15 protein-coding genes are annotated in these 15064 nt (G+C 71.6%); all 15 read left to right on the top strand.

Annotation, left to right across the window (positions count from 1 at the left end; genetic code table 11):
- Positions 1-12: 12 nt before the first annotated feature.
- The 15 genes from aroC to gmk all read left to right on the top strand — a co-directional run bounded on the left by aroC (position 13) and on the right by gmk (position 15064).
- Positions 13-1227 (top strand): chorismate synthase, encoded by a 1215-nt coding sequence (aroC, locus tag ACULK4_RS10195; RefSeq protein ID WP_445964317.1) that lies wholly within the window; start codon positions 13-15, stop codon positions 1225-1227.
- Positions 1220-1759, top strand: coding sequence for a shikimate kinase (locus tag ACULK4_RS10190; RefSeq protein ID WP_445964316.1), 540 nt, complete (start codon positions 1220-1222; stop codon positions 1757-1759). The genes aroC and ACULK4_RS10190 overlap by 8 nt, the downstream gene beginning before the upstream one ends.
- Entirely contained in the window at positions 1756-2838 is a 1083-nt protein-coding gene (gene aroB, locus ACULK4_RS10185; RefSeq protein ID WP_445964315.1) for a 3-dehydroquinate synthase, read from the top strand. Before ACULK4_RS10190 ends, aroB begins: the two co-directional genes overlap by 4 nt.
- Before the next feature lie 70 nt (positions 2839-2908).
- A complete protein-coding gene (locus ACULK4_RS10180; protein ID WP_445964314.1) occupies positions 2909-3346 on the top strand; it encodes a type II 3-dehydroquinate dehydratase in 438 nt (145 codons plus the stop codon).
- Between the two features lie 77 nt (positions 3347-3423).
- Positions 3424-3987: an elongation factor P gene (gene efp / locus ACULK4_RS10175; RefSeq protein WP_445964313.1), complete on the top strand. Its 564-nt coding sequence runs from the start codon at positions 3424-3426 to the stop codon at positions 3985-3987.
- Positions 3987-4400 (top strand): transcription antitermination factor NusB, encoded by a 414-nt coding sequence (gene nusB / locus ACULK4_RS10170; RefSeq protein WP_445964312.1) that lies wholly within the window; start codon positions 3987-3989, stop codon positions 4398-4400. Before efp ends, nusB begins: the two co-directional genes overlap by 1 nt.
- A gap of 215 nt (positions 4401-4615) precedes the next feature.
- On the top strand, positions 4616-5146 hold the full coding sequence (locus tag ACULK4_RS10165; RefSeq protein WP_445964311.1) for a DoxX family membrane protein: 531 nt from the start codon (positions 4616-4618) through the stop codon (positions 5144-5146).
- Between the two features lie 166 nt (positions 5147-5312).
- The gene (gene pyrR / locus ACULK4_RS10160; RefSeq protein ID WP_445964310.1) at positions 5313-5852 is read left to right on the top strand and encodes a bifunctional pyr operon transcriptional regulator/uracil phosphoribosyltransferase PyrR; all 540 of its coding nucleotides are present in this window, start codon (positions 5313-5315) and stop codon (positions 5850-5852) included.
- Positions 5849-6802: an aspartate carbamoyltransferase catalytic subunit gene (locus ACULK4_RS10155; protein WP_445964309.1), complete on the top strand. Its 954-nt coding sequence runs from the start codon at positions 5849-5851 to the stop codon at positions 6800-6802. Before pyrR ends, ACULK4_RS10155 begins: the two co-directional genes overlap by 4 nt.
- The gene (locus ACULK4_RS10150) at positions 6799-8181 is read left to right on the top strand and encodes a dihydroorotase (protein WP_445964308.1); all 1383 of its coding nucleotides are present in this window, start codon (positions 6799-6801) and stop codon (positions 8179-8181) included. The genes ACULK4_RS10155 and ACULK4_RS10150 overlap by 4 nt, the downstream gene beginning before the upstream one ends.
- Positions 8174-8746 carry a PH-like domain-containing protein gene (locus ACULK4_RS10145; RefSeq protein WP_445964307.1) on the top strand — a complete coding sequence of 191 codons (573 nt, stop codon included), beginning with the start codon at positions 8174-8176 and terminating at the stop codon, positions 8744-8746. Before ACULK4_RS10150 ends, ACULK4_RS10145 begins: the two co-directional genes overlap by 8 nt.
- A complete protein-coding gene (carA, locus tag ACULK4_RS10140) occupies positions 8739-9935 on the top strand; it encodes a glutamine-hydrolyzing carbamoyl-phosphate synthase small subunit (RefSeq protein WP_445964306.1) in 1197 nt (398 codons plus the stop codon). Before ACULK4_RS10145 ends, carA begins: the two co-directional genes overlap by 8 nt.
- Positions 9935-13228, top strand: coding sequence for a carbamoyl-phosphate synthase large subunit (gene carB / locus ACULK4_RS10135; protein WP_445964305.1), 3294 nt, complete (start codon positions 9935-9937; stop codon positions 13226-13228). Before carA ends, carB begins: the two co-directional genes overlap by 1 nt.
- Positions 13225-14103: an orotidine-5'-phosphate decarboxylase gene (gene pyrF / locus ACULK4_RS10130; protein WP_445964304.1), complete on the top strand. Its 879-nt coding sequence runs from the start codon at positions 13225-13227 to the stop codon at positions 14101-14103. The genes carB and pyrF overlap by 4 nt, the downstream gene beginning before the upstream one ends.
- The gene (gmk, locus tag ACULK4_RS10125; RefSeq protein ID WP_445964303.1) at positions 14096-15064 is read left to right on the top strand and encodes a guanylate kinase; all 969 of its coding nucleotides are present in this window, start codon (positions 14096-14098) and stop codon (positions 15062-15064) included. The genes pyrF and gmk overlap by 8 nt, the downstream gene beginning before the upstream one ends.

Raw genomic sequence — 15064 nt, 5'->3', positions numbered from 1 at the left:
AGGATGGTGGGCATGCTCCGTTGGCTCACCGCCGGTGAATCGCACGGCCCCGAGCTGGTCGCGATCCTCGAAGGACTCCCCGCCGGCATTCCCGTCACCCTCGACGACATCCGCGCCGATCTCGCGCGCCGCAAGCTCGGCTACGGGCGCGGCGCCCGCATGAAGTTCGAGCAGGACGAACTGGCGGTCTCCGGCGGCGTCCGGCACGGGCTCACGCTCGGCAGCCCCGTCGCGCTCCGCATCGGCAACACCGAGTGGCCGAAGTGGCAGCAGGTCATGAGTGCCGACCCCGTCGACCCCGAGACGATGGGCAAGGGCCGCGGCGCCCCGCTCACCCGGCCGAGGCCGGGTCACGCCGACCTGGTCGGCATGCAGAAGTACGGCTTCGACGAGGCCCGTCCGGTGCTCGAGCGCGCCAGCGCCCGCGAGACCGCGGCGCGGGTCGCGCTCGGCGCCGTGGCCCGCGCGTTCCTCGCCGAGCTCGGCGTCCGGCTCGTGTCGCATACCGTCGCGATCGGCCCGGTCCGCGTGCCCGAGGGCAGCCCGCTGCCGATGCCGTCCGACGTCGACGCACTCGACGCCGACCCGCTGCGGTGCTTCGATCCCGCCACGAGCGAGCGCATGGTCGCCGAGGTCGACGCCGCGCACAAGGACGGCGACACGCTCGGCGGCGTCGTCGAGGTGCTCGCCTACGGGCTGCCGCCCGGGCTCGGGTCGCACGTGCACTGGGACCGCCGGCTCGACGCGAAGCTCGCCGCGGCGCTCATGGGCATCCAGGCCATCAAGGGCGTCGAGGTCGGCGACGGCTTCCTCACCACCACCCGGCGCGGCTCGGCCGCGCACGACGAGCTGCACCTCGCCGACGGCCGCATCGTCCGCGCGAGCGACCGTGCGGGCGGTACCGAGGGTGGGATGTCGACGGGCACCGTCCTGCGGGTCAGCGCGGGCATGAAGCCCATCGCGACCGTGCCGCATGCGCTGCCCACGGTCGACGTCGCCACGGGCGAGGCGGCGCCGGCGCACCACCAGCGGTCGGATGTCTGCGCGGTGCCCGCGGCCGGCGTGGTCGCCGAGGCCATGGTCGCGCTCACGCTCGCCGATGCGGTGCTCGAGAAGTTCGGCGGCGACTCGGTCGCCGAGACCCGGCGCAACCTCGAGGCGTACCTCGCGGCGATCCCGGACTCGCTGGCGAGCGGGGTCGCGGCGTCCGACGCGGTCCGTGCCTGAGCGGCGAGCGGCCGGAGCGGCGCCGAAGCCGGTGGCGCTGCCGATCGTGCTCGTCGGTCCCATGGGCGCGGGCAAGTCGCGGGTCGGGGCCCGGCTCGCGGCATCCGTCGGCGCGCCGTTCATCGACACCGACCAGCGCATCGTCGAGCGGTACGGACCCATCGACGAGATCTTCGACCGCGAGGGCGAGAAGTACTTCCGGGTGATCGAGCGCGAGGTCGTCGCCGAGGCGCTCCGTGAGGAGGCCGTCGTCTCCCTCGGCGGCGGTGCCGTCCTCGACGCCGACACGCGCGACGACCTCGCGGCGCTTCCCGTGGTGTGGCTGAAGGTGTCCGCCGATGCGGTGGCCCCTCGGCTCTCGGGCGGCAACCGCCCGCTGCTGGCCGAGGGCGGCCTCGACCGCTGGATCCGCATCCGCGACGAGCGCCGACCGTTGTACGAGCAGGTCGCAGGGCTCGCGATCGACACCTCGCGTCGCTCGGTCGCGCGGATCGTCGACCAGATCACCGAGTGGGCAGGGGCACGTGCATGAGCGAGACCGAGGCGACGACGATCCGGGTCGGCGGTGACGACGGGTACGACGTGGTGATCGGCCGCGACGTGCTCGGGGGGCTCGCCGACGCGATCGGCCCGGCCGCCGCGAAGGTGCTCATCGTGCACCCGCCGACGCTCGGGGCGCGCGCCGCCGAACTGCGCGAGTCGCTCGTGGGCCGGTACGAGGTGCTGCTCGCCGAGGTGCCCGACGCCGAGCAGGCCAAGCGCGTCGAGGTCGCGGCGTTCTGCTGGCAGATCCTCGGCCAGGCCGACTTCACCCGGACCGACGTGGTCGTCGGCTTCGGCGGAGGAGCGATCACCGACCTCGCGGGCTTCGTCGCGGCGACGTGGCTGCGCGGCGTGCGCATCGTGCAGGTGCCGACGACCGTGCTCGGCATGGTGGACGCGGCGATCGGCGGGAAGACCGGCATCAACACGAACGAGGGGAAGAACCTCGTCGGCGTCTTCCACGCGCCCGCGGCCGTGCTCTGCGACCTCGCGCTGCTCGACACGCTGCCGCGCAACGAGATCCTCGCCGGCTTCGCCGAGGTCGTGAAGGCCGGCTTCATCCGGTACCCCGAGATCCTCGACGTCATCGAGTCCGACCCGGATGCCGCGACCGACCCGTCGACGCCCCAGTTCCGCCGCGTGGTCGAGCTCTCGATCCGGATGAAGGCCGAGGTCGTCTCCGAGGACTTCCGCGAGGCGGGGCTGCGGGAGATCCTGAACTACGGGCACACGCTGGGCCACGCCGTCGAGCACGCCGAGCGGTACCAGTGGCGACACGGTGCCGCGGTCGCGGTCGGACTCGCGTTCGCGGCCGAGCTGGGCCGGTTGTCGGGGCGGCTCTCCGACGAGGTCGCCGACCGGCACCGCCGCGTCCTCGACCTGCTGAGCCTGCCGACGTCGTACCCGGCGGGCCGGTGGAACACGCTGCTCGCGACCATGCAGCGCGACAAGAAGGCGCGCGCCGGGCAGCTGCGGTTCATCGTGCTCGACGACCTCGCCAAGCCCACCGTCATGCTCGCCCCCGACCAGTCGTTGCTGTTCGCCGCCTACCAGGAGATCGCGTCCTGAGCCGCGAACGGGCTCTCGAGACGCCGGCTTCGCGGGCTCCCCGACCGCCACGAGTGGCTAGGCTTCGAGCATGACGACGATCCTCGTGCTCAACGGGCCGAACCTCGGCCGGCTGGGCTCGCGCGAGCCCGAGGTCTACGGGTCGGAGACGCTCGCGGACATCGGCGACCGGCTCGCGGCATCCGTGCCCGAGGGCGTCGAGGTCGACCTGCGCCAGACCGACGACGAGGCCGAGCTCATCGGCTGGATCCACGAGGCGGTCGACCGGCGGGTCCCGGTCGTGCTCAACCCGGCCGCGTTCACGCACTACAGCTATGCGCTGAGGGATGCCGCGGCGCAGCTGAAGACGGCGGGCGTCCCGCTCGTCGAGGTGCACCTGTCGAACCCACACGCTCGTGAGACGTTCCGGCACACGAGCGTGGTCTCGGGCGTCGCGACCGGCGTCATCGCGGGGTTCGGCGCAGACTCGTACCGGCTCGCGATCGACTGGCTCCTGCGTCATCCGTAGGTCTCGACTAGACTCGGTCGGTCGCACGCCTCGACGTGCGCCCACGACTTCCCCGTCCTCCACCGAACGGAACCCCCATGGCAAGCACCGCTGACATCAAGAACGGCGTCGTCCTGAACATCGACGGCCAGCTCTGGAGCGTCGTCGAGTTCCAGCACGTCAAGCCCGGCAAGGGCGGCGCGTTCGTGCGCACCAAGCTCAAGAACGTCGTCACCGGCAAGGTCGTCGACAAGACCTACAACGCCGGCACCAAGGTCGACATCGAGAACGTCGACCGCCGCGACTTCACCTACCTCTACAACGACGGCGACGGCTTCGTGTTCATGGACACGACCGACTACGACCAACTCACGGTCCCGGCCACGGTCGTCGGCGACGCCAAGAACTTCATGCTCGAGAACCAGGCGGTCACGATCGCCCTGAACAACGGCAATCCGCTCTACATCGAGCTGCCCGCGTCGGTCGTGCTCGAGATCACCTACACCGAGCCGGGCCTGCAGGGCGACCGCTCGACGGGCGGCACCAAGGCCGCGACCGTCGAGACCGGCTACGAGATCCAGGTGCCGCTCTTCCTCGAGACCGGCACCCGCGTCAAGGTCGACACCCGCTCGGGCGAGTACCTCGGGCGCGTGAACGACTAGTGAGCGCCCGCACGAAGGCGCGCAAGCGCGCCCTCGACCTGCTCTACGCGGCCGACATGCGGCAGGTGCCCGTCGAGCAGCTGCTCGTCGCAGAGGCCGAGCGCGCGGTGAACGAGCCCGAACGCCAGGCGTCGTGGCTCTACGCGCGCGAGATCGTCGACGGGGTCGTCGACCACCGCGACGAGATCGATGAGGCCATCACGACGAACTCGCGTGGCTGGACCCTCGAGCGCATGCCCGCGGTCGACCGCGCCCTGCTCCGCATCGGCGTCTGGGAGATCCTCTACAACGACGAGGTGCCCGACGCGGTCGCGATCGCCGAGGCGGTCGAAGCCGCGACGGTGCTCTCGACCGATGATTCGGCCGGATTCGTGAACGGCCTCCTCGCGTCGATCTCGCACTCGAAGGGCTGACCGCCCCACCCCTGCGGCGGGTCCCCCGAACGGGGTCGATCGCCGTGCCCGCCCTGAAGCGACCTCCGGGGCGACACCGCCGGACACGCCGTGCAGTCCCTCGTCGGAAACCGGCGTTCACCCGGATTCCCTCCACTCGGCGGATCGATTCACTGGGATGGTGCCCGTTCGCGGCATCCGTCACGTCATCGAACCGCTCTGGAAGGAGCACGCCAATGTCCACGCTCTCCACGCCCACCGGGCTTCACCCGGTCGCGCACCGTCCCGTCTCCGCACGGGTGAGCTCGATCCTCGGTCACGCCGCCGACGCAGAGGCCGCCCTGAAGGCGTTCCTCGAGCGCTGGAGCATCCCGGCGCTGCGGGTCGCCCTCGGCGCCGTCTTCGTCGCCTTCGGAGTCCTGAAGTTCGTTCCGGGCGCCAGTCCGCTCGAGCCGCTCGTACAGGCCACCTGGGGCGTGCTCACATTCGGCATCGTCGGCGGCCAGCTCGCCATGGTGCTCACCGCGGTGATCGAGACCGTCGCCGGCCTCGCACTCATCTCCGGCGTGTTCGCGCGCTTCGGCCTGGTGATGCTCGCCGTCGCGTTCGTCGGCATCCTCTCGCCGATCGTGTTCTTCACGGGCGACCTCGTGACCACGGCCGGCCCGACGCTGCTCGGCCAGTACGTCGCGAAGAACGTCGTGCTCATCGCGGCCGCGCTGGTCATCGCATCGCGCGCGCTGCACGGCCCGAAGAGCGCCAGGTGAGGCCGTGCCTGCAGGGAACCGGACGAGGGGCGGGCGCGATGCGACCCGCCCCTCGTCCGTCCCGATATCGTGCGAGCCGTGCCGCCGAGCCGTGCGTGCGACGCTGGTAGGATCGACCGACCGACAACCTTGAAGTCCGTCCCGTGAGGCGGAGAAGGGAGTCCGCATGACTGTGCGCACCGTGCTGCAGCAGGCTGACCTCGAGCGGGCGCTGACCCGCATCGCGCACGAGATCCTCGAAGCCAACAGGGGCCCCGACGATCTCGTCCTCCTCGGCATCCCCACGCGCGGCGTGGCGCTCGCCGAACGACTCGCCCGGATCGTGACCCGGATCGCCGGTGTCGACGTGCCCGCCGGTGCCCTCGACGTGACGATGTACCGCGACGACCTGGGTCGCAACCCCGTGCGCGAGACGCATCCGACGGACGTGCCCGGCGAGGGCATCGACGGCCGGGTCGTGGTGCTCGTCGACGACGTGCTCTACTCGGGCCGCACCATCCGCGCCGCCCTCGACGCCCTCGCCGACCTGGGCCGCGCCCGCGCGGTGCGGCTCGCGGTGCTCGTCGACCGCGGACATCGCGAGTTCCCGATCCGCGCCGACTACGTCGGCAAGAACCTGCCCAGCTCCACGCGCGAGCGCATCAACGTCCGCCTCGTCGAGGTCGACGGCGACGACGCCGTCACGATCGAGGGGAGCGACGCATGAGGCACCTGCTCAGCACGCGCGACCTCCCGCGCGACGAGGCCATCGCGCTGCTCGACGTGGCCGTGGACATGGCGGCCGTGCAGGATCGCGAGGTCAAGAAGCTGCCGACCCTCCGGGGCCGCACGGTCGTCAACCTGTTCTTCGAGGACTCCACGCGCACCCGCATCTCGTTCGAGGCCGCCGCGAAGCGGCTCTCGGCCGACGTCATCAACTTCAGCGCCAAGGGCTCGAGCGTCTCGAAGGGCGAGAGCCTCAAGGACACCGCGCAGACCCTCCAGGCGATGGGCGCCGACGGCGTCGTGATCCGCCACCCCGCCTCGGGTGCGCCGCAGACCCTGGCGACGAGCGGATGGATCGACGCCGGCGTCGTCAACGCCGGCGACGGCACCCACGAGCACCCCACGCAGGCCCTGCTCGACGCGTTCACGATGCGGCGGCGACTGCACGGCGCCGCATCCCGTGGCCGCGACCTCGACGGCGTCCGCGTCGTCATCGTCGGCGACATCCTCCACTCCCGCGTCGCCCGGTCGAACGTGTGGCTCCTCGCGACCCTCGGCGCCGACGTCACCCTCGTCGCGCCGCCGACCCTCGTGCCGGTCGACGTGTCCGGCTGGCCGGCATCCGTCGACTACGACCTCGACCGGGCGCTCGCCGCGTCGCCCGACGTCGTCATGATGCTCCGCGTCCAGGCGGAACGCATGCACGGCGCGTTCTTCCCGAACAGCCGCGAGTACTCGCGCACATGGGGGCTCGACGACCGCCGGTTCGCCCAGCTGCCCACGACTACGATGGTCATGCATCCCGGCCCGATGAATCGCGGGTTCGAGATCGCCGCTCGCGCCGCCGACTCCTCGCAGTCCACGGTGCGCGAGCAGGTTGCGAACGGAGTATCAGTGAGAATGGCCGCCCTCTACCTGCTGCTGTCCGGCGAACGGGGTGAGACCCGATGAGCGAGACGTTCCTCATCCGCGGCGCCGCACTGCCCACTGGCGAGCGTGCCGACATCCTGCTGCAGCGCGGGCGCATCGCCGAGGTGGGCTCGGTGACGGATGCCGCGGGCGCCACGGTGATCGACGCCGACGGGCTCGTCGCCCTGCCCGGCCTCGTCGACCTGCACACCCACCTCCGCGAGCCCGGGTACGAGCAGAGCGAGACCGTGCTGACCGGCACGCAGGCCGCGGCGGTGGGCGGCTTCACGGCCGTGTTCGCGATGGCGAACACCTCGCCCGTCGCCGACACCGCGGGCGTCGTCGAGCAGGAGCTCTCGCTCGGCGAGGCCGCCGGCTACGCGACCGTGCAGCCCATCGGCGCGGTCACCGTCGGGCTGAAGGGCGAGCAGCTCGCCGAGCTCGGCGCGATGGCCGCCTCACGCGCGCGCGTGCGCGTCTTCAGTGACGACGGGTTCTGCGTCTTCGACCCGCTGCTCATGCGCCGCGCGCTCGAGTACGTCAAGGCGTTCGACGGCGTCATCGCCCAGCACGCGCAAGAGCCCCGCCTCACGCAGGGCGCGCAGATGAACGAGGGCGCACTCTCCGGCGAGCTCGGCCTCGCGGGGTGGCCCGCCGTCGCCGAGGAGTCGATCATCGCGCGCGACGTCCTCCTCGCCGAGCACGTCGGCTCGCGCCTGCACGTGTGCCACGTCTCCACGGCCGGCTCCGTCGAGGTCATCCGCTGGGCGAAGGCCCGCGGCATCGACGTGACCGCCGAGGTCACCCCGCACCACCTGCTCCTCACCGAGGAGCTGATCGCCGGACGCGGCGACGACGGAAGGCAGGGTGCCGGGTACGACCCGCGCTTCAAGGTCAACCCGCCGCTGCGCCGCCGGGAGGACGTGGAGGCGCTGCGCGCCGCGCTCGCCGACGGAACCATCGACATCGTCGCGACCGACCACGCCCCGCACCCCGTCGAGGCGAAGGAGTGCGAGTGGGACGCCGCGGCGAACGGCATGGTCGGCCTCGAGTCGGCGCTCGCGGTCGTGCAGCAGACGATGGTCGACTCCGGCCTGATCGACTGGGCGGATGTCGCGCGAGTGCTCTCGGCGACGCCCGCGCGAATCGGCCGACTCGCCGGGCACGGCGAGCCCGTCGCCGCCGGCTCCGCCGCCGAGCTCACGCTCCTCGACCCGTCCGCCTCCGGCGAGTTCGGCGTCGACCGGCTCGCGGGCCGCAGCACGAACTCGCCCTACCTCGGGCGCACGCTGCCCGGTCGGGTCGTCGCGACCTTCCACCGCGGCGTGCCGACCGTGCTCGACGGCGTCGTGCGGTCCGCCGACGAGGTCGCCGCGGCATCCGCCAGCGTCGCCGCCCCCGAGGGGGCCGCGCGTGGCTGAGTGGTGGGTGGGCGTACTCGCCGCCGTCGCAGTCGTCGCCGTCGTCGCGTGGCTCATGCTGCGCTCCTGGCGGCGCCGCACGGTGCGAGACGAGACGCTCGCCGCCTACGCGCCCCCGGCCGACCTCGCCATGCCGACGCTCGAGGTCGAGGCGCTCTACGTCGCCACCACTCCAGAGTCGGAGCCGCTCGAACGACTCGCCGTCGAGGGGCTCGCGTTCCGCGGCGCCGCGCACGTCGAGGTGCACCCGTCGGGCGTGCTGCTGCGGATCGCAGGCGAACTGCCGAGCTACGTGCCGGCAGACCGGATCGCCGGCGCCGGGACCGCGACCTACGCGATCGATCGCGGGGTCGAGCCCCAGGGCCTCGTCGCCATCACCTGGATCGTCGACGACCGGTCGGGGCCCGATGCCCCGACCCGCGTCGACAGCTACCTGCGGTGCCGGTACCCGGGCGACAGCGCCAGGGTCATCGCCGCCGTCAACGACATCGCCGCAGCGCCCGCCGCGTCGCGGCCGGATGCAGAGAACGCAGAGAACGCAGAGAGCGAGGCCTCGGATGCCTGAGACCCCGAACCCGGTCGACGAGCAGGCCGCGCCGGCCGCCGTCGACCTCGACCGTGCCGTGCTGGTCCTCGAGGACGGCACACGCTACGAGGGCCGCGCCTACGGCGCGCGCGGTCGCACCCTCGGCGAGGCCGTCTTCGCGACCGGGATGACCGGCTACCAGGAGACCCTCACCGACCCGTCGTATGCGGGCCAGATCGTGCTCATGACCGCGCCGCACATCGGCAACACGGGCATGAACGACGACGACATGGAGTCCGCCAAGATCTGGGTCGCCGGGTTCGTCGTCCGCGATCCCTCGCGCGTCGTGTCGAACTTCCGCTCGCAGCGGAGCCTCGATGCGGACCTCGAGGCCGCGGGCATCGTGGGCATCAGCAGCATCGACACGCGCGCCGTGACCCGCCACATCCGCTCGCTCGGCGCGATGCGGGCAGGCGTGTTCTCGGGCGAGGACGCCTACCTGTCGCCCGGCGAGCAGCTCGAGCTCGTGCAGGGCGGCGAGCAGATGACCGGCCGCAACCTCTCGGGTTCGGTGTCGACGGGGGAGCGGTACACGCTCGACGCCGTCGGCGAGCGGATCGGCTCGGTCGCGGTGCTCGACCTCGGCGTGAAGACGTCGACGCTGAAGTACCTCGCCGAGCGCGGCTTCGACGTGCACGTGCTGCCGCAGACGATCACGGCCGACGAGATCCTCTCGCTGCAGCCCGATGCGCTCTTCTTCTCGAACGGCCCGGGCGATCCCGGAGCCTCCGACCGCCACGTCGAGCTGCTGCGCACCACGCTGCGCGCCGGCATGCCGTACTTCGGCATCTGCTTCGGCAACCAGCTGCTCGGCCGTGCGCTCGGATTCGAGACGTACAAGCTCCCGTTCGGCCACCGCGGCATCAACCAGCCCGTGCTCGACCGCGAGACCGGCCGCGTCGAGATCACCGCGCACAACCACGGTTTCGCCGTGGCGGCGCCGATCGACCGGATCAGCGACTCCTCGCAGGGCTTCGGCCGTGTCGAGGTGAGCCACGTCGACCTCAACGACAACGTCGTGGAGGGGCTCAACTGCCTCGACATCCCCGCGTTCTCGGTGCAGTACCACCCCGAGTCGGCCGCGGGCCCCCACGACGCGAACTACCTCTTCGACCGCTTCCGCGACATGGTCATCGCGAACCGGCAGACCAAGGAGAACGGCGAGTAATGCCCAAGCGCGACGACATCAACTCCGTCCTCGTGATCGGCTCCGGGCCGATCGTCATCGGCCAGGCGGCCGAGTTCGATTACTCCGGCACCCAGGCGTGCCGGGTGCTGCGCGCCGAGGGGGTGCGCGTCATCCTCGTGAACCCGAACCCGGCCACGATCATGACCGACCCCGACTTCGCCGACGCCACCTACGTCGAGCCGATCACTCCCGAGGTGATCGAGTCGATCATCGTCAAGGAGCGGCCGGACGCGGTGCTGCCGACGCTGGGCGGCCAGACCGCGCTCAACGCCGCCATCGCGCTGCACGACGCGGGCATCCTCGACAAGCACGGCGTCGAGCTCATCGGGGCCAAGGTCGAGGCCATCCGCAAGGGCGAGGACCGCCAGTTGTTCAAGGACCTCGTGATCGAGGCCGGCGCGGACGTCGCCCGCTCGCACGTCGCGAAGACCCTCGAGCAGGCCAGGGAGTTCGCGCAGGACCTCGGCTATCCGCTCGTCGTGCGCCCCTCGTTCACGATGGGCGGGCTCGGCTCGGGCTTCGCGTACACCGAGGAGGATCTCGTCCGCTACGTCACGCAGGGCCTGCACGACTCCCCGACCACCGAGGTCCTCCTCGAGGAGTCCATCCTCGGCTGGAAGGAGTACGAGCTCGAGCTCATGCGCGACACGCACGACAACACCGTGGTCGTGTGCTCGATCGAGAACGTCGACCCGGTCGGCGTGCACACGGGCGACTCGATCACCGTCGCGCCCGCCCTCACGCTCACCGACCGCGAGTACCAGAAGCTCCGCGACATCGGCATCGACATCATCCGCGCCGTGGGCGTCGACACGGGGGGCTGCAACATCCAGTTCGCCGTCGACCCGGCCGACGGTCGGATCATCGTCATCGAGATGAACCCCCGCGTCTCGCGCTCGTCGGCACTGGCGTCGAAGGCCACCGGATTCCCGATCGCGAAGATCGCCGCGAAGCTCGCGATCGGCTACCGCCTCGACGAGATCCCCAACGACATCACGAAGGTCACTCCGGCGTCGTTCGAGCCGACGCTCGACTACGTCGTCGTGAAGGTGCCGCGGTTCGCGTTCGAGAAGTTCCCGGCCGCCGACCCGACCCTCACGACGACCATGAAATCGGTCGGCGAGGCCATGGCGATCGGCCGGAACTTCTCGACCGCCCTCCAGAAGGCGCTGCGCTCGCTCGAGAAGCGCGGGTCGAGCTTCCACTGGGAGGACGAGGCACGATCGGCCGAGGAGCTCCTCGCCGCGGCGTCCGTGCCCACCGACGGCCGCATCGTGCTCGTGCAGCAGGCGCTCCGCAAGGGCGCCACCATCGAGCAGGCGTTCGAGGCGACGAAGATCGATCCGTGGTTCCTCGACCAGATCGTGCTGATCAACGAGGTCGCCGCGCAGGTCGCCGCCGCCGAGGCGCTCGACACCGACACGCTCCTGCTGGCGAAGGACCACGGGTTCTCCGACGCGCAGATCGGCCAGCTCCGCGGCTTCGGCGAGGCCGACGCCCGTGAGGTGCGCCACATCCTCGGCATCCGCCCCGTCTTCAAGACCGTCGACACGTGCGCGGGGGAGTTCCCGGCGCTCACGCCGTACCACTACTCGAGCTACGACCTCGAGACCGAGGTCGTGCCGAGCGAGCGTCGCAAGGTCGTGATCCTGGGCTCCGGTCCGAACCGCATCGGACAGGGTGTCGAGTTCGACTACTCGTGCGTGCACGCGTCGTTCGCGCTCTCCGACGCCGGGTTCGAGACGATCATGATCAACTGCAACCCCGAGACGGTCTCGACCGACTACGACACGAGCGACCGGCTCTACTTCGAGCCGCTGACGCTTGAGGACGTGCTCGAGGTCATCCACGCCGAGTCCCAGTCGGGCGAGCTCGTGGGCGTCGTCGTGCAGCTCGGCGGCCAGACCGCCCTCGGACTCGCCAAGGGCCTGGAGGCGGCCGGCGTGCCGATCCTCGGCACCAGCCCCGACGCCATCGACTCCGCCGAGGAGCGCGGCCAGTTCTCCGCGATCCTCGAGCGCGCGGGACTGCTGGCTCCGCGCAACGGCACCGCGATCGACCTGCCCGGGGCCGTGCGGATCGCGGAGGAGATCGGCTACCCGGTGCTCGTGCGTCCCAGCTACGTGCTCGGCGGCCGCGGCATGGAGATCGTCTACGACACCCCGTCGCTCGGCGACTACTTCTCGCGCATCGAAGGACACGGGATCGTGGGGCCGACGCACCCGCTGCTCGTCGACCGGTTCCTGGACGACGCGATCGAGATCGACGTCGACGCCCTGTACGACGGCACCGAGCTGTACGTGGGCGGCGTCATGGAGCACATCGAGGAGGCGGGCATCCACTCGGGCGACTCGAGCTGCACGCTGCCGCCCGTGACCCTCGGCCGCGCCGAGATCGACCGCGTGCGGGAGGCGACCCGCGCCATCGCGGAGGGCATCGGCGTGCAGGGCCTGCTCAACGTGCAGTTCGCCATCGGCGCGGGCGTGCTCTACGTGCTCGAGGCGAACCCGCGCGCGAGTCGGACGGTCCCGTTCGTCTCGAAGGCGCTCGGCATCCCGCTCGCGAAGGCCGCGTCGCGCCTGATGGTCGGAGCGACGATCCGCGAGCTCGTCGACGAGGGCATGCTGCCCGAGGTCGACGGCTCACGCGTGCCGCTCGACTCGCCGGTGGCCGTGAAGGAGGCCGTGCTGCCGTTCCATCGATTCCGCACCGCCGAGGGCACCATGGTCGACTCGGTGCTCGGTCCCGAGATGCGCTCGACCGGCGAGGTCATGGGCATCGACAAGGACTTCCCGACGGCGTTCGCGAAGAGCCAGCTGGCCGCGTACGGCGGCATGCCGATCTCGGGCCGCGTGTTCGTCTCCGTGTCCGACCGCGACAAGCGCGCGGTCATCATGCCGGTGCTCCGCCTGCAGCAGCTCGGCTACGAGATCGTCGCCACCGAGGGCACCGCCGAGGTGCTGCGACGCAACGGCATCGGGTCGGGCACGGTCCTGAAGTTCAGCGAGAAGCACGACGAGTCCGACCCGTCGGTCGTCGAGCTGATCCACCGGGGCGAGATCGACGTGGTCGTGAACACCCCGAGCGGGCGATCGGCGCGAGCCGACGGCTACGAGATCCGGGCTGCCGCGGTCGCCGCCGACATCCCGCTGTTCACCACGATCGCCGAGCTCTCTGCGGCGGTCGCCTCCCTCGACGCGGTCAAGGGCGGGTTCGAGGTGACCAGCCTGCAGGAGTACGCGAGCCGCCGCGCGGCCGCGGTGGTCGCGTGAACGGCGCCACCACGTTCGGCGACCGGCTGCACGGCGTGCTCGCCGCGCACGGACGGCTCTGCGTCGGCATCGACCCGCACGCGTCGCTGCTCGACCAGTGGGGCCTCGACGACACCGCCGCGGGAGTGCGCGAGTTCGGCCTGCGGGTCGTCGGCGCGGCCGCGGGGCGTGCCGGCATCGTGAAGCCGCAGGTCGCGTTCTACGAGCGGCACGGCGCCGCGGGCTATGGCGCGCTCGAGCGCGTGCTGGCGGAGGCGCGCGACGCCGGCCTGCTGGTGATCGCCGACGTCAAGCGCGGCGACATCGGCACGAGCGTCGACGCATACGGGGAGGCGTGGCTGCGGCCCGGCTCGGGCCTCGAGTCCGACGCGATGACGATCAGCGCCTACCAGGGCCTCGGCTCGATCGAGTCGGTCATGCGTCGAGCGGATGCCACGGGCAAGGGCCTGTTCGTGCTGTCGGCGACCTCGAACCCCGAGGCCGCGGCGATCCAGCGTGCAGTGCTGCAGCAGTCCAGCCGGGAGGGATCGACCGTCGCCGGCGCGATCTGCTCCGGCGTGGCGGCCTGGAACACCGCGCGCGACGACGCCGCCGACCGGACCATGGGCTCGATCGGCGTGGTGCTCGGCGCGACGGTCGACCTTCCGGCATCCGGCATCGACACCTCGGCCGATCCGGCGCAGCCCGTGCTGCCGGTGCTCGCGCCGGGCTTCGGGCACCAGGGAGCGGAGGTGCGCGACCTCGCGGCGATCTACGGGTCGCTCGCCGCGGGCGTCATCGTGAGCGAGTCGCGGTCGCTGCTCGGCGAGGGCCCCGAGGGCCTCGTCGACGCGATCGTGCGCCGCGCCGACGAGATCGGAGCGGCGCGTGTCTGAGCGCTCCGCGGCATCCGCCCCTCCCGAGGTCGACCGCGTCGCCGCATCGCGCGCGGCCGTCGCCGCCCGTCGCGCCCGCGCGTCGGTGAAGCATGACATCGCCTCGGGCGCGCGCAGCCCGCTCGACGTGCTGCGCGCCGCGTTCGAGGAGCCCGAGGGCGTCGAGGGCCGCCTGCGGGTGACCGAGTTCCTCACCTCGATCCCGGCCATCGGGCAGACCAAGTGCGCGCGCATCATGGAAGAGTTGCAGATCGCCGCGTCCAAGCGGCTCGGCGGTCTCGGGCGCCTGCAGCGACGCCGCCTTCGCGAGTTCGCATCCGAGTGGATCGCCGACCACGGCGGCATCGGCGACCGGCTGGTCGTACTCGCCGGGCCGACCGCGGTCGGCAAGGGCACGGTCGCCGCGTACATCCGCGAGCACCACCCCGATGTGAAGCTTTCGGTGTCGGCGACCACGCGCGCCCCGCGCCCCGGCGAGGTCGAGGGCGAGCACTACTTCTTCCTCTCCGACGAGGAGTTCGATCGCATGGTCGAGCGCGGCGAGCTGCTCGAGTGGGCCACCGTGCACAACGCGTACCGGTACGGCACGCCGCGTCGTCCCGTCGAGGAGGCGATCGCCGCCGGCAGCAGCGTGCTGCTCGAGATCGACATCCAGGGGGCACGGTCGGTCCGCCGCGCCATGCCGGAGGCGACGCTGGTCTTCCTCCTGCCGCCCTCGTGGGACGAGCTGGTCCGCCGGCTGGTCGGTCGGGGCACCGAGAGCCCGGCCGAGCAGCAGCGCCGACTGGAGACCGCCAGGGTGGAACTCGCGGCCGTCGAGGAGTTCGACCACCAGGTCGTGAACCACGAGGTCCGCGAGGCCGCCCAAAAGGTCGTAGACTTGATGCGGCCTCGCAAGGGTCGGCGTCATGCTGCCCTTCGCCAAGATCTTCCGCGCACCGAGGGTGCGCCTCACTCGTAA

The organism is Agromyces selenitireducens, from assembly GCF_052748465.2.
Note: the sequence above shows the minus strand (reverse complement) of the source record. Positions and strands in the feature narration are given on the sequence as shown.

Excerpts from the sequence above, each read along its gene's own strand:
- aroC (WP_445964317.1), top strand. The coding sequence starts at position 13 with ATGCTCCGTTGGCTCACCGCCGGTGAATCGCACGGCCCCGAGCTGGTC.
- aroB (WP_445964315.1), top strand. The coding sequence starts at position 1,756 with ATGAGCGAGACCGAGGCGACGACGATCCGGGTCGGCGGTGACGACGGG.
- ACULK4_RS10180 (WP_445964314.1), top strand. The coding sequence starts at position 2,909 with ATGACGACGATCCTCGTGCTCAACGGGCCGAACCTCGGCCGGCTGGGC.
- efp (WP_445964313.1), top strand. The coding sequence starts at position 3,424 with ATGGCAAGCACCGCTGACATCAAGAACGGCGTCGTCCTGAACATCGAC.
- ACULK4_RS10165 (WP_445964311.1), top strand. The coding sequence starts at position 4,616 with ATGTCCACGCTCTCCACGCCCACCGGGCTTCACCCGGTCGCGCACCGT.
- pyrR (WP_445964310.1), top strand. The coding sequence starts at position 5,313 with ATGACTGTGCGCACCGTGCTGCAGCAGGCTGACCTCGAGCGGGCGCTG.
- ACULK4_RS10155 (WP_445964309.1), top strand. The coding sequence starts at position 5,849 with ATGAGGCACCTGCTCAGCACGCGCGACCTCCCGCGCGACGAGGCCATC.
- ACULK4_RS10150 (WP_445964308.1), top strand. The coding sequence starts at position 6,799 with ATGAGCGAGACGTTCCTCATCCGCGGCGCCGCACTGCCCACTGGCGAG.
- carA (WP_445964306.1), top strand. The coding sequence starts at position 8,739 with ATGCCTGAGACCCCGAACCCGGTCGACGAGCAGGCCGCGCCGGCCGCC.
- carB (WP_445964305.1), top strand. The coding sequence starts at position 9,935 with ATGCCCAAGCGCGACGACATCAACTCCGTCCTCGTGATCGGCTCCGGG.